Source organism: Fodinibius sp. GM108 (assembly GCF_058386985.1).
This window is the reverse complement of sequence record NZ_JBYEIR010000001.1, coordinates 386098-405355: the sequence shown is the minus strand read 5'-3', so window position 1 is coordinate 405355 and position 19258 is coordinate 386098. Positions and strand designations below refer to the sequence as shown.

Annotated in this window: 13 protein-coding genes; all 13 read right to left on the bottom strand. The window is 44.2% G+C overall.

Features of this window, described 5'->3' with window-relative positions; translation table 11 throughout:
* Window positions 1-18: 18 nt before the first annotated feature.
* On the bottom strand, window positions 19-414 hold the full coding sequence (locus tag ACT3ID_RS01880; RefSeq protein WP_491540277.1) for an ArsI/CadI family heavy metal resistance metalloenzyme: 396 nt from the start codon (window positions 412-414) through the stop codon (window positions 19-21).
* Window positions 415-1072: 658 nt separating this feature from the next.
* The gene (sigZ, locus tag ACT3ID_RS01875) at window positions 1073-1684 is read right to left on the bottom strand and encodes an RNA polymerase sigma factor SigZ (protein WP_491540276.1); all 612 of its coding nucleotides are present in this window, start codon (window positions 1682-1684) and stop codon (window positions 1073-1075) included.
* A gap of 310 nt (window positions 1685-1994) precedes the next feature.
* On the bottom strand, window positions 1995-3179 hold the full coding sequence (locus ACT3ID_RS01870; protein WP_491540275.1) for an NAD(P)-dependent malic enzyme: 1185 nt from the start codon (window positions 3177-3179) through the stop codon (window positions 1995-1997).
* 187 nt (window positions 3180-3366) lie between these two features.
* Complete coding sequence (locus ACT3ID_RS01865; RefSeq protein ID WP_491540274.1) at window positions 3367-5262, bottom strand: M1 family metallopeptidase; 1896 nt, start codon at window positions 5260-5262, stop codon at window positions 3367-3369.
* A gap of 24 nt (window positions 5263-5286) precedes the next feature.
* Complete coding sequence (gene recR / locus ACT3ID_RS01860) at window positions 5287-5895, bottom strand: recombination mediator RecR (protein WP_491540273.1); 609 nt, start codon at window positions 5893-5895, stop codon at window positions 5287-5289.
* Between the two features lie 76 nt (window positions 5896-5971).
* Window positions 5972-6316: a YbaB/EbfC family nucleoid-associated protein gene (locus ACT3ID_RS01855; protein ID WP_491540272.1), complete on the bottom strand. Its 345-nt coding sequence runs from the start codon at window positions 6314-6316 to the stop codon at window positions 5972-5974.
* 130 nt (window positions 6317-6446) lie between these two features.
* Window positions 6447-8423, bottom strand: coding sequence for a DNA polymerase III subunit gamma/tau (gene dnaX, locus ACT3ID_RS01850; RefSeq protein WP_491540271.1), 1977 nt, complete (start codon window positions 8421-8423; stop codon window positions 6447-6449).
* Window positions 8424-8801: 378 nt separating this feature from the next.
* Entirely contained in the window at window positions 8802-9890 is a 1089-nt protein-coding gene (locus ACT3ID_RS01845; RefSeq protein ID WP_491540270.1) for a carboxypeptidase-like regulatory domain-containing protein, read from the bottom strand.
* 92 nt (window positions 9891-9982) lie between these two features.
* Window positions 9983-11053, bottom strand: a complete 1071-nt coding sequence (locus ACT3ID_RS01840) for an MBL fold metallo-hydrolase (protein ID WP_491540269.1) — start codon at window positions 11051-11053, stop codon at window positions 9983-9985.
* Window positions 11054-11108: 55 nt separating this feature from the next.
* Window positions 11109-13232: an alpha/beta fold hydrolase gene (locus ACT3ID_RS01835; RefSeq protein ID WP_491540268.1), complete on the bottom strand. Its 2124-nt coding sequence runs from the start codon at window positions 13230-13232 to the stop codon at window positions 11109-11111.
* Window positions 13233-14117: 885 nt separating this feature from the next.
* On the bottom strand, window positions 14118-14882 hold the full coding sequence (mtgA, locus tag ACT3ID_RS01830) for a monofunctional biosynthetic peptidoglycan transglycosylase (RefSeq protein WP_491540267.1): 765 nt from the start codon (window positions 14880-14882) through the stop codon (window positions 14118-14120).
* Between the two features lie 44 nt (window positions 14883-14926).
* Window positions 14927-15685, bottom strand: coding sequence for a polyphosphate--glucose phosphotransferase (ppgK, locus tag ACT3ID_RS01825; RefSeq protein WP_491540266.1), 759 nt, complete (start codon window positions 15683-15685; stop codon window positions 14927-14929).
* A 16-nt stretch (window positions 15686-15701) separates the two neighbouring features.
* The gene (gene secA / locus ACT3ID_RS01820; RefSeq protein ID WP_491540265.1) at window positions 15702-19106 is read right to left on the bottom strand and encodes a preprotein translocase subunit SecA; all 3405 of its coding nucleotides are present in this window, start codon (window positions 19104-19106) and stop codon (window positions 15702-15704) included.
* Window positions 19107-19258 lie beyond the last annotated feature (152 nt).

Genomic DNA, 19258 nt, shown 5'->3' with positions numbered 1-19258 from the left:
GCCGGGCTCATTTTAGAATTAGCAGCAGGCTTCTTCTTCAACACCATACTCCTCGCTTTCCCCGAATGTACGGAACGCCTCCCACTCGACGCCCTGTGGGTCGGCGATCCATGTTTTGTCGGAGTTGGCATAGCAGCAGGTAGTTTCCCCTTCATTACGTGCCAGTCCGTGTGTGCGATTGATGTTTGAACGCAGCTCCTGGAGCTCTTCTTCGGATTCCGCTTCGATACCGAGATGTTCTATTCCTTTGGCTCCTTCACGCTCAGCGATCGAAAAGTTCACACGTGGATCGTCAAGCATCCATTTGGCATAATCCTCTTTTTGCTTTGTTGGATCTACGCCAAAGAGCGAGCTATAGAATTCTACTGATTCGCTAAGATTGTTCACTTTTAACATTATATGCATCCGTTTCATAATGGTCTCCTATTAGGTGTTTAATATTATAATTAACCGTTTACACCTATGTAGTCGTAACTCAACCGAAAAAGACGCAAAATTAACCAAGATCTTTAAAGATGGCTGGCATAGAATAAGGTTTAAAAAACCGGCGTTAGAGAAGTAAGTCATTCGAATAGTTGTAGGTGATGGTGAGGAATACAAATAACTTCCTGTCCGAAGCTCCGTGACTTTCGGAGCAAGTATAAATTACTTGCCGAAGTGTCACCGAAACTGATGACTTAGTTTTCACAGCCGGTCAATTTTTTGGTTCGTTTTTTCTTGACTGAAAAAATGAACGGAAACATATCTGTTGCTAATCTTATACTAACTGAATATTAGATGATTGTTTCTGATACCCCTTTTGTCTTGATACAAAAGGGGCTAAAAATCAAGGTCCTCCGTGGAATCCTCCGATTTATCGGAGGGCTACTTTGTAGCATTCCACAGGACGGGCTGAAGAATTGTGAATCCGGCTTCCGCCTGCAGGATGCGCGGATTTTAATGGTCCTTTTTCTTCTTTGCATAGTTATCAGGAAATTACCGGTACAAAATCCACACCCGCATCCTTTGGCCTTAGCCATACAATTCTTAGGCCATACAACTAAAACCGTGAAGTCAGAAAACCCTAGGCTACCTAACAATCTTCGCAGGCCTCTTTCCCATCTTCATCTTTCATTTTGTGATACGCTACAGCACGTCCCTCTTCACCAAATTCAACCTCACAGCAAGCAGCCAGCACTTCACCGAGTTTTTGACGCGCACGCTGTACACGTGATTTAGCTCCCGATAGTGACAAACCAAGGTAGTCAGCCACTTCTTGCTGCGTCTTACCCTCCACATCGGCCATTTTGAGCGGCTTTCCATATTTCTCCGGCAGCTCATCAATCATGGGGATCAGCCATGACAGCACTTCTTCATGGACGCCATGTTCACCTTCGAACTCATTCAAATCCAGCGTAGGATCTTCGTCTCCTTCCGTTTTAATGTCTGTCCCAGCCGGTTTCTCTTTATCTCGACCCTTAGAACGGTAGTAGTCGGCCAGGGCTCTTCGGGCGATTCCAAATACCCACGACTGGACGCGATCTTTCTGCTGCAGGCTTCCAATGCCTTCGTGGATACGAATAAAAATATCCTGCAACACATCTTCGGCAACTTCATCATTTGGTACTTTTGATCGAATAAATCCCCGCACCTGGTCGCTGAATTTTCGCCAGAGCAATTCCGTATCAATCTTCTTCTGCGACATATTGTTCAAGTTACTTTACCGGATATATTCTTCACCAAAATAAAGATGAAATTCGGGAAAAGATACAGGATCTGCTAAGACTATTATGCACGTTTTTTGTGAGCTGTCCGGCGAATAGCAAGGAGATTGCATGTTGTTTCAAGCGTGGACGCTTGAAACAAAACGGGGATCAACCTCACCACTCGTGCCATTTCGAACGAATCCCGAAATATTTCGTATGAAGTGAGAAATCTTTGTTTTACTCCTACATCAAAACAAAGATCTCTCCCTCCGGTCGAGATGACAGGTTAGTTTAAATCTGATGTTAACTCTAAAACATCCCCTCTTTATCCTCTTCGCAGACATCTTCCACGATCTGGGCTACATTTTCGGCCACACGCTCGTCAAAAGCACTGGGAATAATCTCTTCAGGGGTAGGATCGTCTACGCAATTAGCAATGCCGTACGCCGCTGCCACATACATTTTATAAGAAAAATTTTCAGTTCGAGCATTCAGGGCTCCACGGAAAAGTCCGGGAAAAGCAAGAACATTATTGATTTGGTTCGGAAAGTCCGAACGTCCTGTAGCCACAATACCCGCTCCGGCATCATGGGCATCCTGAGGCATAATTTCAGGAACCGGATTGGCCATCGCAAAGATAATGGGATTGGGCCTCATTCTCTTGATCATATCTTTGGTCAACACATTAGGCACCGAAACACCAATAAATACGTCCGCATCCTCGAGAGCAGTTCCAAGTTTCCCTTTTACCCGCTGACGGTTAGTAATTTCAGCCATCTCCTGCTTTACGTCATTCATCTCTGGACGTCCACGATACAGGATACCGCGACTGTCACACATCAAAATCTCATGCACACCTACATGCTGCAATAGTTTAACAATAGCTACACCAGCAGCTCCAGAACCGTTGATAACAATTTTCAAATCATTAAGATTACGTCCTGTCACCCGCATCGCATTGATCATGCCGGCCAATGTTACGATAGCTGTTCCGTGCTGATCATCGTGCATAACAGGCACGGGCAGTTCTTTTTTTAGACGCTGTTCAATTTCAAAACAGCGCGGTGATCCAATATCCTCCAGATTTATACCACCATAAGTTCGTGCGATAGCTTTTACAGCTGTGATAATTTCATCCGGATCTTTTGTATCTAAAACCACCGGCACAGCATCTACGCCTGCAAACTTCTTAAAAAGCACACATTTCCCTTCCATAACAGGTAGCGAAGCTTCGGGGCCAATATCCCCCAGTCCCAGCACGGCAGATCCATCCGTAACAACTGCTACGGTATTGCCTTTCCACGTATAATCATAGGCTTTGTCGCGATCCTTATAAATTTGGCGGCAGGGTTCAGCCACTCCCGGTGTATAGGCGATACTCAGATCTTCGCGGGTATCCAATGGCATTTTGGATTTGATGCTTATTTTGCCACTATATTTTTTGTGTGCTTCAATGGAGAGCTTATCGTAATCTTTTTCTTCAGAAGAAGACATAAAACGTAATTTACTACTTTTTAACAATAACGATGCCCGGGTTGGGCATTCCTAAAGTAAGAAGTTTTTAATTTGGAAGAGTGTAAAAATTTTTGATCGTGGAAGGTAAGCAGAGTATGAAAAAAGAAAAAGCTTTTTAATGATTTAAAAGCCCGGGATTACTCCCCGGGCTTCAGGCCTATGAGCCTTATTCTGTACTGAATTGGTTCATATATTTATCAAGATTAATGATATTATTCTCACGGTTTATATCAGCCATTCGTTTTGATGGATCAATCTCTATGCTGTGTATATCAGAAGATGGTCTGTCAATTTCGAGCGTATATGTTGGATTTACCCATGGCCAGTCGGGCTTTATCGTACGCTGAACATCCGGAAATTCATTGGGTTTATTGTTCCTCATAATTCTCATTGGGATATAAACAAGCTCTTTGCTGCCATCTTCATAGGTTACCATCAGGTCGATTGGCATAGGCATTAAATCTTTACGCTCAAGCGTTACATAAGTAGATTTATCATCGCTGAGAACAGAGACAATGCCATAGTCAATCGTTTTGGTGGTTTCAATAAAATACTCGTAATACCAGTCCAGAATCATACCTGATTCCTCTTCGGCAATGCGCAGAAAATCGCGGCCGTCGGGATGTTTGAATTTCCAATCCTGAAAGTAGTGGTTCATTGTTTGGTTGAGAGTCTTATCGCCGATAATATATCCCAGCTGATGTACAAAGATAGCGCCCTTGGAGTATGAGGCCACACCATAGGCCCGGTTTGTCTCAAAATGATCTGCATGAGTATCAAGCGCTTCTTCCTGTCCATCTTCAACAATATTAAAATAGGAACGATACGAACCCTGGTGCGGATCACCATTTTGTCCGCCATTGAATAGATGATTCATTGTCTTTGATGAGACATAAGAAGTAAATCCTTCGTCCATCCATGCATAGCGGCTTTCATTAGTGGCCAGCACTCCCTGATACCAGGCATGCAACAGTTCATGCACGCTGACCCCAACCAAACTCCGTAGCGATCGATTTCCGGTGATCAGAGTCCCCATAGGATATTCCATACCTCCATCACCACCCTGAACAAAAGAGTACTTGTCATAGGGATATTCACCATAGTTTTCACTTACATACTGGAAAGCCTGTGAAGCATATTCAGGTAGTTGCTTCCAGTTTTGCAGCAATTGTTGCTGTCTGTTAGCATCGGCATTTTCAGCAACGGGATCGGTCTGATAGAAAAAGTGCAGCATGGGTCCACCCGGTACCTGTTTTTGAGTATGCGTAAAATCAGGATCGGCGCCCCAGAAAAAATCGTGCACGTTTTCAGCCTGCCAGTGCCAGGTTAATTTTTGGGATTGAGGACGTTCATAGTCATCGGCATAGCCATGGCCAATTTCTTCGGGATTTTGCAGATGACCTGTAGAACCAATTACATACGAACTGTCGATAGATATTTTTACATCAAAATCGCCCCATACACCATGAAATTCACGAGCTATATACGGGTTGGGATGCCAGCCATCTTCGTCATATTCCGAGATTTTGGGATACCACTGACTCATCGAAAATTCTACACCCTCTTTATTCATCCATCCGGTACGACGTATCTGGCGCGGCACCTGGCTTTCAAAATCCATATTAAATACAGCAGATTCACCCGGTTGAATAGGCTCAGCAAGCGTAACTTCCAGAATAGTACCCTCTACATCGTATTCAACTGATTGACCATTTTGCTTAAGACTGTTGATATGATGATAGCCAATCTCATCATCCGGCAGTTTCTGGATGCGATCCATAACCCGGCTGTCGGGATCCTCAATTGTACGCGACCGCACATCCATCATGCTGTTTGGTTGAAAAGCATTGAAATAAAGATGATAAAAAACGCGATTCAACGTATCCGGCGAATTATTATAGTACGTAAGCTCCTGCGTGCCGGTAAATTGATGATTTTCCACATCGACATCAATCTCCATGTCGTATTCAACACGTTGTTGCCAATAATTCTCATCCTGAGCATATCCGGCAATAGAAATCAAGAAGAATAAGATACAGAGGGTAATAGCTTTGATTTTCATGCTAAAATATTTTGTTTCGATTTATTAAAAAGTATTGCGGCTGGCAAAAGCTCGTCCAAGCGTGGCCTCATCAATAAACTCGAGTTCCGTTCCCATCGGAATTCCATAAGCGATTCGCGTGACCTTTACGCTGTCAAACGGCTTCAGCAATTTATTGATATAGTACGAAGTGGCTTCACCTTCGGAGTCGGGATTAAGAGCCAGGATGACTTCGTCGATCTGCTCGTCATCGTCATTGATACGCTGCATCAGTTGTTTTATGCGTACGTCATCCGGCCCGATATTATCAAGTGGTGAGATAACCCCACCGAGTACGTGATATCGCCCCCGAAACTCATTCGTTTTTTCAATCAAGAAAACATCTTGCGATTCCTCAACCACGCATATTTGCCCCGTCTGCCGTTTGGCATTGCTGCAGATAGAGCAGGGATCACCGTCACTGATGACCCCGCATGTTGAGCAACGGGTAATCGACTTTTTAAGGTTCACAAGTGCCTCGGCCAGCTTCATAACAGATCCTTCATCCTGTTTGAGCAAATAAAGTGCAATACGCCGCGCCGATTTGCGTCCCGTACCCGGGAGCTTGGCCAGCTGCTCAATGGCCTGCTCCAGTATTTCCGAAGTTCCTTCCATATATCTAGTTAAAGGTTGAATGTTACATGTTGAAGGTTAATGTAACCTTCAACTTTAAACGTGCAACATTCAACAATTAGAGTCCTAATTTGCTGAGATCCATCCCGGGAAGTCCGCCGCCGGGCATCATATTTTTATAGGTATCCTGCATTTTCTGCTGCGCAGCCTCTTCAGCTTTTTCCAGCGCCTTATTAACACCGGCCACGACAAGATCTTCCATCATTTCAGCATCATCGGGATCAATAACATCCTCATCGAGCTCAATACTTAAAATTTTGCGCTGTCCATTGGCTCTGACTTTAACCATACCGCCGCCCGCTTCAGCTTCAACTTCGAGCTTCGAAAGTTCCTGTTTTGCTTCTTCCACTTTTTCTTGCAGTTCGGAAAACTTCCCGAACATGTCGGCCATATTCTGATTCATAACACTAGGTTTTAGATTAATAAGACTTTTTAAAACTATATCATCCTGATTTTATTTCAGTTCTTCTATCCCCCTAAAAACCAAAACAATTTCAGCATGGTATAGATCAATATTTAGAACTATCGAGTTATTACTGGTTCAAATTGTAATCAAGTTCGGCTCCAAATAGTTCAACGAGCTTTTTAATTTTCGGATCGCGTTCCTGGAGCTGTTTAAAGCGCTCATAGGGACTCATATTCTCTTCCGCATCCGATTCTTCTTTTTTCACGATGGATCTGAAATTCAGAAAAGCCCCTATTTCATCCTCTAAAAACTTACCGAGACGTCGTTTATTCTCATCCACAATTTTCTTCGCAAAATCATCATTGCAGCGCAAAACAAGCTCTCCCTTTTCCAGCTTAATGGGATCCACCCGCTGCATCTGGAAATATAACATTTGAGGCACATGCTGTCGCAGATCATCCAGATAATCATCCCAATATTCTTCAATCTCCTCAAGTGACACATCCTTCGGAGCCCGCTTTTCAGCCGTTGCCGTCTTCGTTTCGGGCTGTTGATTGGCTTTCGATTTCGATTTAGATCCATTTGAAGATTCATTACTTTCCAGAGACGATTTCCCAAACAGATTTTTAAAATCATCATCCTCATCTGTTTGCTCCTCTTCAATCACATGTACGCTGGAATCATCTGTACTGCCTACAGCTTCCTCAGTACTTTGATTACCATTCGTATCTTCCTGTGTTTTAGGATTAGACGGAGCTTTTCCAGATGTATCAGCTTGATTTACCGATTGTTGTGACGGCTCCTCAGCAACCGATGGGGCAGAATCATTCTTTTCTGATGATGAAGAAACTGTCGGTTTTGGCTGATCCTGATCTATTTCAGTCGTTGCTGATTCGAAATCCGGATCAGATGAAGCTTTTTGTTGCTCCTCTGTGGAGTCAGGAGATGAGCCATTAGAATCCGAATCTACTAATTCTTCCTGATTATTGAGCTTTTTTTTTAAATCCTCAAGCCCCGTCAGCAGCGTATTGAGATTCTGCGTCCGCTCCATATGAATGAGCTTCAGCAATGTAATTTCGAACTGTATTTTCGGCTGATGCGCTTCCTTGATTTTGTACTGTGCCTCACTAACGATATGCAGCATGCGCATCAGATCATCCTCAGAAAAAGCTTCGCAGGCCTTTTTATACCGCTTTTTGGTTTCGGGTGAAGCCTCCACCAAGTGCATCTTTGCGGAACTTCGCGCCACATACAAATTTCGAAGGTGTTCAGTTAATCCCACCAAATATTCCTGGATATCATATCCTTCCTGCAGTAGTTCATTGATGAGATCAAGTCCCCGGCTGGCATCCTGCTCTTCAACAGCGTCCATAAAATCGAACATACGCTCGGTGCTTACCACGTTCAGGGCACGCAGCAACTCTTCATGCTGAATTTCATTACCACAAAAAGCAATGGCCTGATCCATCAGTCCCAGAGCATCGCGCAGTGCGCCGTCGGCCTTTTTCGCAATTACATGCAGCGATTCTTCATCGATATTGATGTTTTCTTTCCGGGCTACCTCATCAAGATGTTCTACAATTTGATCTACGCTGATGCGCTTGAAGTCAAAACGCTGAACGCGCGACAGTATAGTTGGAAGCACTTTGTGTGGCTCGGTCGTGGCAAAAATAAAAATCACATGATCAGGCGGTTCTTCCAGCGTCTTCAGCAGGGCGTTAAACGCCGACTTGCTGAGCATGTGCACCTCGTCAATGATATAAATTTTGTATCGCCCGTTTTGCGGGGGAATGCGTACTCGTTCACGGAGATCACGGATATCATCTACGCTGTTATTCGAGGCAGCATCAATCTCAACGACATTAAGCGTCTGATTGAGTGATTCTCCATCTACCTGCTGATCTATTTCGTTTACCGTACGCGCCAGTACACGCGCCATCGTTGTTTTACCCACGCCCCGCGGACCGCAAAACATATAGGCATGGGCCAGCCTGTTTTTCTTGATCGCGTTTTTCAACGTGCTGCTGACGTGCTCTTGCGATACAATCTCATCAAACGATGTGGGGCGATATGTGCGAGTTAACGCGCGATAGTGATCAGACATCCGGAGATCTTGTTGAGCTGGAAGTTATTGCTATAAACAACGGATTAATCTACAAAAAATGAAGCCCAATTTCGCGGTAAATTTGGTGCTGGAATTGATCAATAGGGCTTTGCAAAAATACCTAAGTGAATCTGTTATCCAATCCGGCAAGGCGGCGGATCGTGGGTCTATAGCAATAACACGATCTTAAGAATATGATTTAAGAACAATGATTAACGATTGGTAATTTAAGAGGTACCAAATCTCTAAATCGTTATCTTCAATCCGGCTGACTCTGCGCCCCCCCCGATTGTTCCACGTGGCTGGCGGTCATAGATCACCAGATGCAGAGCGTCTTCCCCTTTGTTCCGACGCAGAGCATCAGAACGAGATAATTTATCATTTGGGCGAATAATCTATTGGAAGATCATTCGCCATTCTGCTATCCGCCCAATCCTCAAAAACTCGTACAGAAGCAGGGTCTTCTAAGATTCCACCTTCTTTCAGGTAAAATAAATTATCCTTTTTTGCAGGTTCGATCGCCGCTTTTTTTCGCAGTCGACTAGATACGGACTCTTCACCAACCTGATACTTTAGAATCCGACTATATCTGATTTCGACTCTTCCATTCAATCTGTAAGCTTTCATCCCTTTTGGCAAACTATATCTTCCTCTTCCGGATGAGAGGAATTCAGATTTTAGCTTACTTTCTGATATTCGATTCAGGTTATGATCATATCTAAGAGAAAAGCGACTATCTTCAAGAGCATTTTTGTAAAGAGCTTTATAAAAGTGAGATTTAGAACCGTAATAGGCCGATACCCTGTTCCTTATCCACTTTATCTTTTCATCTTTATTCTCAGGCTGCAGCTCCTCAAACTGAGTATAAACTTTATAAATGCCCGTCCGTCTTCTGGTATCCCATTTAAACTGGACAAGTTCGGTATGGATTTTATATCCCAAAGCACGATTTATGATGACCAGCGGTTGTTGGGCAGTAGCGGTTAATGTGTTGTTGCTCCTATCAAAATCTAAAACCCAAGGATTTGTAATCTCTGTTTGATTTGAAAAATCGGTTATTCCAATAAACTCAGTTTCAAAATATTTATAGTCTTGCTTCCATTCTTTATTGGAAGAAACAACTTTTAATTCCTCTAAATTTACTGTCTGGGGCTCCAGCTGGCTATCAAAGCTAAGGGTGTCCCCCTTACTGACTTCAACTGTTCGTGAGTCCGTTTTGTATCCCAGGAAACTAAAAACCAGCCGTTGATCACCAGTCAGAGAGGTGTGAAAAGTGTACTTGCCTAATGAATCTGTCGAACTACCAGAAGTACTACCGTCTAAGAAAACATTGACGCCCTGTAAAGGCTCCCCTGTTTTGGAATCAGTAACAGTACCGGAAAAAACAGAAACGGAAGTTTGGGCCGACAGGTTTGAGGAGATTAAAGTCAGGAACGACAAAACTATGGCTACTCTGATGATTAGCATATAAGAAGGTTCTGTTCATTGGCATACAAAAGAGTACTTAAATACAGGAACTATATCAACGAACAGTCTTTGGAATCCGCAGCACTATAATCTCAAGCAACCTCAGCGGGGTCCAAGGCTTGAATTTTGTGATATTTTCCTTCTGTAAGCACATGAAATTCCTGTTCGGGAACTCCATATTTTTTTCTGGCAGCAGCCAAGTCTTTAATCGGCTCTTCCATTCCATCATCAGCCATTGGAAAAGTACCGATATGCATTCCAAAGCTCTGTTGCGACTGCAATTCACGATGGGCTTTTACGGCCTCTTCAGGCGACATGTGAATCGACTTCATAAACCAGCGTGGCTTATAGGCCCCAATAGGCAGTAGTGAAGTAATCATGGGACCAAACCGGTCTCCAATCTCTTTTACAAAATCATCATAACCTGTATCTCCTGCAAAATAGATATTACCACGCGAGGCATGCAGCACATATCCGCACCAAAGAGTCTGGTTCCGGTCAAACAATCCACGACCGGAAAAATGTTGAGCCGGCACTGCTGTCAATGGAAGGCTATTGCTTATTTCATGTTTGCCCCACCAATCCAGATGAACCGTTTTGCTAATCCCGTGGGAGTGCAAAAATTTCTCAACGCCCAGCGGTACAATAAACTCCGGATCGTGTTGTTGCTGAAGCCGCTTTATGGTCGTTATATCAAGATGATCGTAATGATTGTGGCTGATTAGTACTGCATCTACAGGAGGCAGATCATCGAAAGCAATACCCGGTGGACGCATTCGCTTGGGGCCGATCCATTGATAGGGACTGGCACGGTAGCTCCAAACAGGATCGGTAAGTATATTAAGCCCATCCGCCTGTAACAAAAAGGTCGCATGATTGACAAACGTAATTCGGTATTCGCGTCCGTTGACCTTTTCTTTTGGGGATTCGAACCGGGGCAGATTGTGCTTTTCCAGTTTTTTCCACACCCCTTTATCATTACCGCTGAACCACCATTTTAGCACCTCACCGAAGTGATGGGTTCCGTTTTCATTGGGATTTTCAAATGTTCTGCCATTAAAATGGTCAGACGTATCATCGACATATTTCGGCGCAGAGAGTAGCATATCCACTACAAAAAGCGCAACCACTACAGTACCTACAATGGCAAGAGAGAAAGTCATGTACTAACTAATGTATACTAGATTATTAAGAAACAGTTAAAACCCTTAATTATTGTTATTTGGTTCCAGTCGGCATCATTGTGCTCGAAGTACTGCGAAGGTGTTCTTCAAAGAATTTATAAATGCGCGTATACTCATCGTACCAGGCATCGGAATCTCTAAAACTGTGTCGTTCGGATGGGTACATCATCATATCAAAATTCTTGTCACCGGCATTTATCAGCTCATCAATATATTGGGCTGCATCCTGAAAGCCAACATTATTATCGATCAGTCCGTGTAAAATAAGCACCGGATCTTCCAGCTCATCAACGTAACTTATGGGGGAACTGCGTTCATAATTCACTGAATCTTCTTCAGGTATCCCTAGTCGTGGTTGAGTGTACCAGGGATTGGTGTGATAATAATTCTCCCAATTAGTGACAGCACGCAAGGCCGCAGCGGCATCAAAATATGAGGGCTCTGTGCTGGTGGCATAGAGTGCCATAAATCCGCCGTAACTGCCACCGTAAATTCCGACACTGCTGGTATCAGCATCAGGATGATGTTCCGCCAGATATTCTATGCCGTCCACAATATCCTGCGTTTCGTATCTGCCCATCCAATTGGTGACATCTTCGCGGAAATCACGTCCGTACCCGGTGCTGTGGCGGTAATCCACTTCGATCACATAATAGCCGCGAGCATTCAAAAACTGGTGGAACATATATTCGCGGTAGTAGTTGTTCGACCATCCCTTGTAAACGTTTTGCAGCGAGCCGGCGCCGTGCACAAAAACAACGACGGGATTCTGCTCCTCCTCCTGACAATCATGCGGTTCTAATACTGACATAGAAAGTTCGGTTTCACCATCGCGACCGGTAAACCGGATGTAATCTTCTTGCTGCCAGTCAATATCATAGAATCGCTCGGGAATAGTCTGCGTAAGACGAGTCTCTTCTTTGGGATTCTGCAGATTCAGTGCATACAGCTCAAATGGTTCGTTGAAGTAACTGTACACATATACCAAATGCTGATTATCACGACTGAGTTTAAAATTCTGACGAAAACCTGTCATCGTCGTCAGCTTGCTGACGCTATTATTTTTAATATCCAGCTCGTAGATATGCCGTTCCCCGGGATCCACTTCCGTAGATGCAAAGATAACTGAGTTGGGGCCTGTCCATTCTGCCCATGGTACTTCATAGTTCCCTTTCGTGTGCTGCCTGAGATTACTGCCATCGGCATCGACGGTATAAATATGATTCCAGCCGTCTTTTTCGGATTGGATCATCAGCTTATCACCCTCGGGTGCAAATGCCAGATCGGTGCCGAAGAGCCAGCCATCAGTGGAATCCTCAAAAACAGTAGTCCAATTGCTTTTTTCGAAGTCCAAAATCTTGGTCGTGCGTTTTTTCATCGACGGACCCATGGCATCAACAGCCAGATAGTTACCGTCGGCACTTATGCTGGTGTTCACGTATCCTTTTTTTTCATATAGCTCTTCAACGACATTTGTATCGAGTTTTGCTACTGAAATAATGCGGCGAGATACGCCCCGGCGTGTTGTGCCAGGTTTAACATATTTACTCACGTACTCAGGAAAGTAATATTCTTCATAATCCGAAGTATCGCTCTGCGAAAGAATAAGCTTATTTTCTCCCGCCCAGTCAATAATGCTATAGCTGGGATCATCATCTGTTTTGCTGGTAACCTGGATAAGCATGGCAGAATCAATATCAATAATCCAGACATCGCCGTTCTGGACAAAAGCCAATCGCTGACTGTTGGGTCCCCAGGTAATACTATATTCCCGGGATTCAGATTTTACGAGCTGCCTTTTGTTTTCAAAATTCGGATCAGCCAGCCAGATATCTCCCTGTTCGGTGTAAGCAAGTTTTTTCTTATCGGGAGATATTCTATATCGATAGTTGATATCTTCAGGCGCCTTTTCTCTGTTTTGCCCCTTCAGATCAACTTGGTAATATACTTCTTTTGACATTGATGAATCGTTAGCCTGATAATAGACGCGAGATAAATCCGGAGAGAAAGTAGTAAAATCCGGTCGGTTGCCTGCTAATAACGGATCATAAAATATTGATTCCAGACTAAGCGTATCGAGCCCGGCCTGTCCGTTACTAGTACTGGTGAATGATAATAGCGCGAAGAGCGCCAGAAAAAGTGTCGAGAGCTGTTTCATTTGTTGTCCATCCGTTCTTTTTGTAACGGAAATAAATAAAGGATTTGTGAGAGGGGCAAGGAAGCAACAAATTTTTACCAGGGTATCTTCTAACTTTGAGGGAGCTGCTCCGGCGATTGTTTTAACCAATTGGGAATGCAAAAGTAAGAGCTGACAACATAGGAATGAGGAAATTTAAACGCTGGTATAATCCTGAATAGGATTTAAAGTTATTGCCGTACGAGATTGCGGATCACCCCCACCGAATACACCATGTCCGCAATGACCCCCAGGAGAGAGAGCGTTTTTTAAGGGAGCTCTGCTCTCGCTTTCACTCAAGCTGGAATTTTGAAGCTACCCATTCTCACCCACGGATGAATCCGTGGGCTAAGAATTCATTAAAAGCTCACTAAAGTGAACTTCGGTTTTGCTTCTTAGCCTGATGATTCATCTTCAGGCGTTAAAGCTACAATCTCGTCACGACGCTCTGCCCCAAGACGAAAGCATAACACGTTTATGTTTTGCAGCGGAGCAGCACAACGAGATAAGGTTGTTATCTCCTCTCGTCCCGATGCTCTCATATGTTAGAGAGGGAGAAGCATGTTGCGCTCCGCATAATAATAGTCTATCTTAAAAATTAAATGATAGAACGCAGAGCGTTCTTTTAACCTTCAGGCGCAGAGCGACTGAAGGGAGATAGGATGGGTTATAGTTTCCGCAATAGTACCCAAGAGAGATCGTCGTTTTGAGGGAGCTCTGCTCCGGCTTTCAGATATTCAGCACAAGCGAACGCTTGCACCCGAGTGGGTTTTATTAATGAGCTTAAAATTCTACTAGTCCAGGCGTCCACGCCTGGACTCTACCGCAAGGAAACGAAGGCGAACCATCCACCTCCTGAATTGAAAACTATTTTAACCTATCCAAATAAGTGGCATTGCCCAGAAAATCCATATACTGTAGTACCCACATCCGCCGCTCCATCATATAATTTGAGGGATTTGCCAAATCGTACCGTTTAGGTGCCGGAAGGGCGGTAACCATCAAAGCACTTTGCCATTCCGAGAGCTCTGCAGGAACGGTATCAAAAAAAGCTTGGGAGGCAGCCTGTACGCCATAGATCCCATCGCCAAATTCAATAATATTCAGATACATTTCCAGAATCCGCTCTTTCGGCCAAAATAATTCCATGAGAAGCGCAAAGTAAGTTTCAATACCTTTTCGAAGATACGACTGACTCGGCCAGAGAAATAAATTCTTAGCTGTTTGCTGTGTAATAGTGCTCGCTCCACGCAACCCCTCTCCGCGTTCATATTCATCAATCGCCTTTTGAATAGAGTTGATATCTAATCCCCAGTGTACAGCAAAATTTTGATCTTCGGAGGCGATGGCGGCCATTTTTATAGCCGGTGAAATACTCCCCCATTCCGTCCACTGATACTGCAGTTCAAAATCTTCTTCTGCCCTCCAGGCTTCGATTTGACGCTGAACCATAAATGAGGTTGTAGGCGGATCAATCCAGCGAAAAGCCAATACAAGAAGTATCGATAATAAAAAGAGGAAGAGTGCCAGGGAGGTTAATCCTGAAAGAAACTTATGCATATAAGACTTTTCATCTATAGCAGGCCGAAAAGTCGGAGAGCTAGCTTGGCTGAATCCTTGCAAATCACTCATAGCATCCGGTAAGGTTCTAATCACTCCTTTAACGAAGATACTCGCTACCGATAAAATACCTTGTCTTTTTTATCAGTAGCAATCATGGCAGCCCCTACGATACTGGCATCATTTTGAAAACTGGCTGGTTTAAAAGTAGTCGTAATTTTTATATACGGAAATGTCTTTTCGGCTTTTCGACTTAGTTGTCCGCCCAGGATAAAAAGATTGGGATGAAATATTTTTTCGAAATGCTCAAGTACAAGCTGTAGTCGTTTGGCCCACGTTTTTTTTCGGATGCCTTCTTCTTTCCGGGATTTATTGGATGCTCTTTCTTCGACTGTAATTCCTCTGATCTCCATCAAACCAAGCTCAGAATTGGGTACCAATCGTCCATCCATAAAAAGTGAAGAGCCAATACCTGTACCCACAGTAAGTACAATAGTAAGACCATCTTGCTTCTGTCCGGCACCAAAATTCATTTCAGCAATTCCAGTGGCATCGGTATCATTAATAACTGAAACAGGATTATCGGTAATCTCGGAAAACAGCTGTTCGGCGTCGGCATCCACCCAGGAATCATTTATCCGCTTGGCAGACAGTACAATTCCCTTGTTAACCGGAGCCGGGAATGCACAACCGACGGGTCCATCCCACTGAAACTCCTTTTTAACAATCTGGTGCATCTTTGCCAAGATTTTATGCGGCGTGGTATCCTGAAGTGGCGACGTACTTTTTCGTTCAGATATAATTTCACCCTTTTCGGTATCTACAATGCATCCTTTGATACCATAACTGCCAATATCTATTCCAAGTACCTCCATACGTTAGTACACTCAACTATTTCTCAATAAGCACCCAGCTGTCATCTTCGATCATACGCTTAGCTTTTTTCCATTTTATATCGATGACTTCGCCGCTGCTCATATTCTGAATTTTTACATAATCGTTACGGCCCGGTTCTTCTTCCACTGTCACCGGTTGTGGTTTTTGGTCGCTTCGCTGTTGCTGTTGTTGACCACCGTTCTGCCGTTCTTGGGCATTTGTTTTGAAGCCCATATTCGTAGCATCAGAATGTTGTGTTTCGGCTCTGTTCATATCTACTTTGGCGCGTTCCTGGGGTGCTTTTTTCAGTTTCTCCTGGTCGGCCTGCATTTCAGGGATAGCTTTCCAGATCAGTGAAATAGCTTCCTGATTGATTTCATCGAGCAGCTGCTTGAACATCTCAAACGCTTCGCGCTTGTATTCCAGGAGCGGATCTTTCTTACCGAAAGCACGCAAACCGATACCCTCCTTAACGGCATCAAGTTCACGCAAGTGATCCATCCATTTATTGTCGATTGTAGAGAGTACAGCTGTTCGCTCAAGTGCCCGGGCGACCTCACGCCCCTCGTTTTCATAAGCTTCGTCTACATCAACAACTACACGCATACGGCGGATGCCGTCGGTAAAGATAACTTGTACCTTTGAGGGTTTATCTTCGGCATCTGAATTCTTAATGTTTTTAATGACCTCGTAAAGAGGTTTTGAGATCATTTCCTCTTTCTGGCGGTACACTTCAAATGCCCGCTCAATAATATGGTCGATAAGCATGTCCGGACCTTTTTGTCCCATCTCTTCTCGGTCGAGCTGAATATCGACAGCCAAAAAGCGTAAAATTTCATCACGAAGCTGATCTAACTCGCCTTGCGGATAATGCTGTTCAACCACGCTTTCGACGAGATCTTCGAGCATGTCATAGATATCGCTGCGCAATTCGTCACCCTCCAGCGCGTGCTTACGGCGTTTGTAAATAACTTCACGCTGATTGTTAAGCACATCGTCATATTCCAGCTGCTTTTTACGAATGCTGAAATTGTTCTGCTCAACTTTAGACTGTGCGCGTTCCAGTGACTTAGTGATCCATGAGTGCGTAATAACTTCGCCCTCTTCAAAGTTGAGACGATCCATGACACTGGCTACACGATCCGATCCGAACAGCTGCATCAGGTCGTCCTCAAGAGAGACAAAAAACTGCGATTCACCGGGATCTCCCTGACGACCGGAACGTCCGCGCAGCTGCAGGTCAATGCGCCGTGATTCGTGACGCTCTGTGCCTAGAATTGCCAGCCCACCTTTCTCTTTGACGCCGGGTGCCAGCTTAATATCGGTACCACGACCAGCCATGTTGGTAGCCACCGTAACGGCACCGGGCTGACCGGCATTTTCTACAATTTCGCTTTCGCGCGCATGATGTTTTGCGTTTAATACATTGTGAGGAATGCTTTCACGTTTCAGCATTCTGCTAATGGTCTCCGACACATCAACGCTGGTTGTACCAACAAGCACCGGTTGACCTTTCTCGTGATATTCTCGAATCCGCTCAATTGCAGCATTGTACTTTTCGCGTTTAGTGCGGAATACAAGATCCTCTTTATCATCGCGTATAACCGGCTCGTTTGTCGGAATGATAACAACATCCAGATCATAGATCTCCTGAAATTCTCCTTCTTCAGTTGCAGCCGTACCGGTCATACCGGCAAGCTTGTTGTACATTCGGAAATAATTTTGCAGCGTAATCGTAGCGTATGTTTGTGTTGCCGCTTCAACGCTTACATCCTCTTTGGCCTCAATTGCCTGGTGTAAACCGTCGGAATAACGGCGACCGGAGAGAACACGTCCGGTATGCTCATCAACAATCTGAACCTTGCCTTCCTGCACGATATATTCCTCTTCACGCTCAAAAAGCGTGTATGCTTTCAGCAGCTGATTTACGGTGTGAATTCGATCACTGCGCTCTGCAAAAAGCCGGTGCAGCTCATTCAGACGCCGCTCCCGCTCTTGTTCCATTTCCTGTTCAACATCTTTAATCTTCTTCTCTTTATACTCGTCGCTGAACTCGTCATTATCTTTTATCTCCTGGATCTTCTCTTCTTTGAGCTCATCGATTTCCTCATTGAGATCAGTTGTTTCGGTACCGAGATCGGGAATTACAAAAAAGTCTTCACTTTCATCGGATTTTGTTATAAAATCCTGTCCTTTCTCCTGTATCTCGATGTTATTCATTTTCATGTCCACCGAGTAGTAAAGCTCTTCGTCAACTTCGGGCAGTCGGCGCGCATTATCCTGCAGATAGAATGATTCGGTTTCCTGTACCAGCTTTTGATTAGCCGGTATCTGCATCATTTTACGGAACTTTTTGTTTTTTGGGAATCCGCGCTGTGCACGGTAGAGCGCAAGACCGGCCTTTTCTCTGTTGCCGTTATCCAGTGCTTCCTGTGCTTCTTTTACAAAATTGGCGACCAGCTTTTTCTGTGCTTTTACCAGAGATTCGACTCTCGGTTTTAGCTCCTCAAATTTCTGGGATCGCGTATCTTCTGGTACCGGACCAGATATAATAAGCGGTGTACGGGCCTCGTCAATAAGAATTGAGTCAATCTCGTCAATGATAGCAAAGTTATGATCGCGCTGTACCAGCTGTTCAGAATTCACAACCATGTTGTCGCGCAGATAGTCGAACCCGAATTCATTGTTGGTACCATAAGTAATATCAGCTTTATAAGCCTCGCGACGCTGTTGTGTGTTAGGATCATAGAGATCAACACAATCTACTTCGAGCCCATGAAAATTGAACAATGGTTCATTCCATTCGGCATCTCGTTTTGCCAGGTAATTATTCACGGTAACGATATGCACGCCGCGACCGCTCAGTGCGTTCAGATATGCAGGCATGATAGCGGCCAGCGTCTTACCCTCACCTGTTTTCATTTCGGCAATTTTTCCCTGGTGCATAGCTATAGCCCCGGCCAGCTGAACGTCATACGGTACCATGCCCCACTCGTTCATATTGCCACCTACCATCCACTTTTCACCCAAAAAACGACGGCAGGTATCTTTCATTACAGCGAATGCTTCGGGAAGAATCTCATCGAGAACATCTTCGATAGTATCCGTCTTCTCTTGTTCTAGCTCTTCCAGTTCTTCGGCTAGTTCGCGCCGGCGATTAACTGAAAGTTCTTCACTGCTGTTCAGCGTATCTTTTATAGCCTCAATATCCTGGGCAATTTCTTCTGTGGCTTCACTTATCTTTTGACGAAAATCTTCTGTTTTCTGCTTGAGCTCTTCATCAGAAAGCTCCTTCATGCCCTCGTAGTGCTCATTAATTTCTTCAACGATGGGCCAAAGCCTTTTCAGGTCCCGTTCACTTTTACTTCCGAAAATGCTGGTAAGCAAATCACTTACCTTATCACCAATAGTATCCAACATAGAGATAGAGTATTACTTGACTCGTGCAATTTTTATGATTTATGAAAGTTACAGTATAAGCAGAGCCTGTTCAAATTTATTAATTATAAAGACGGCTTCTTGCTGTTCCTTACTGGCTCCACACTCTATTTAACCGATAATTAATGGTTCTT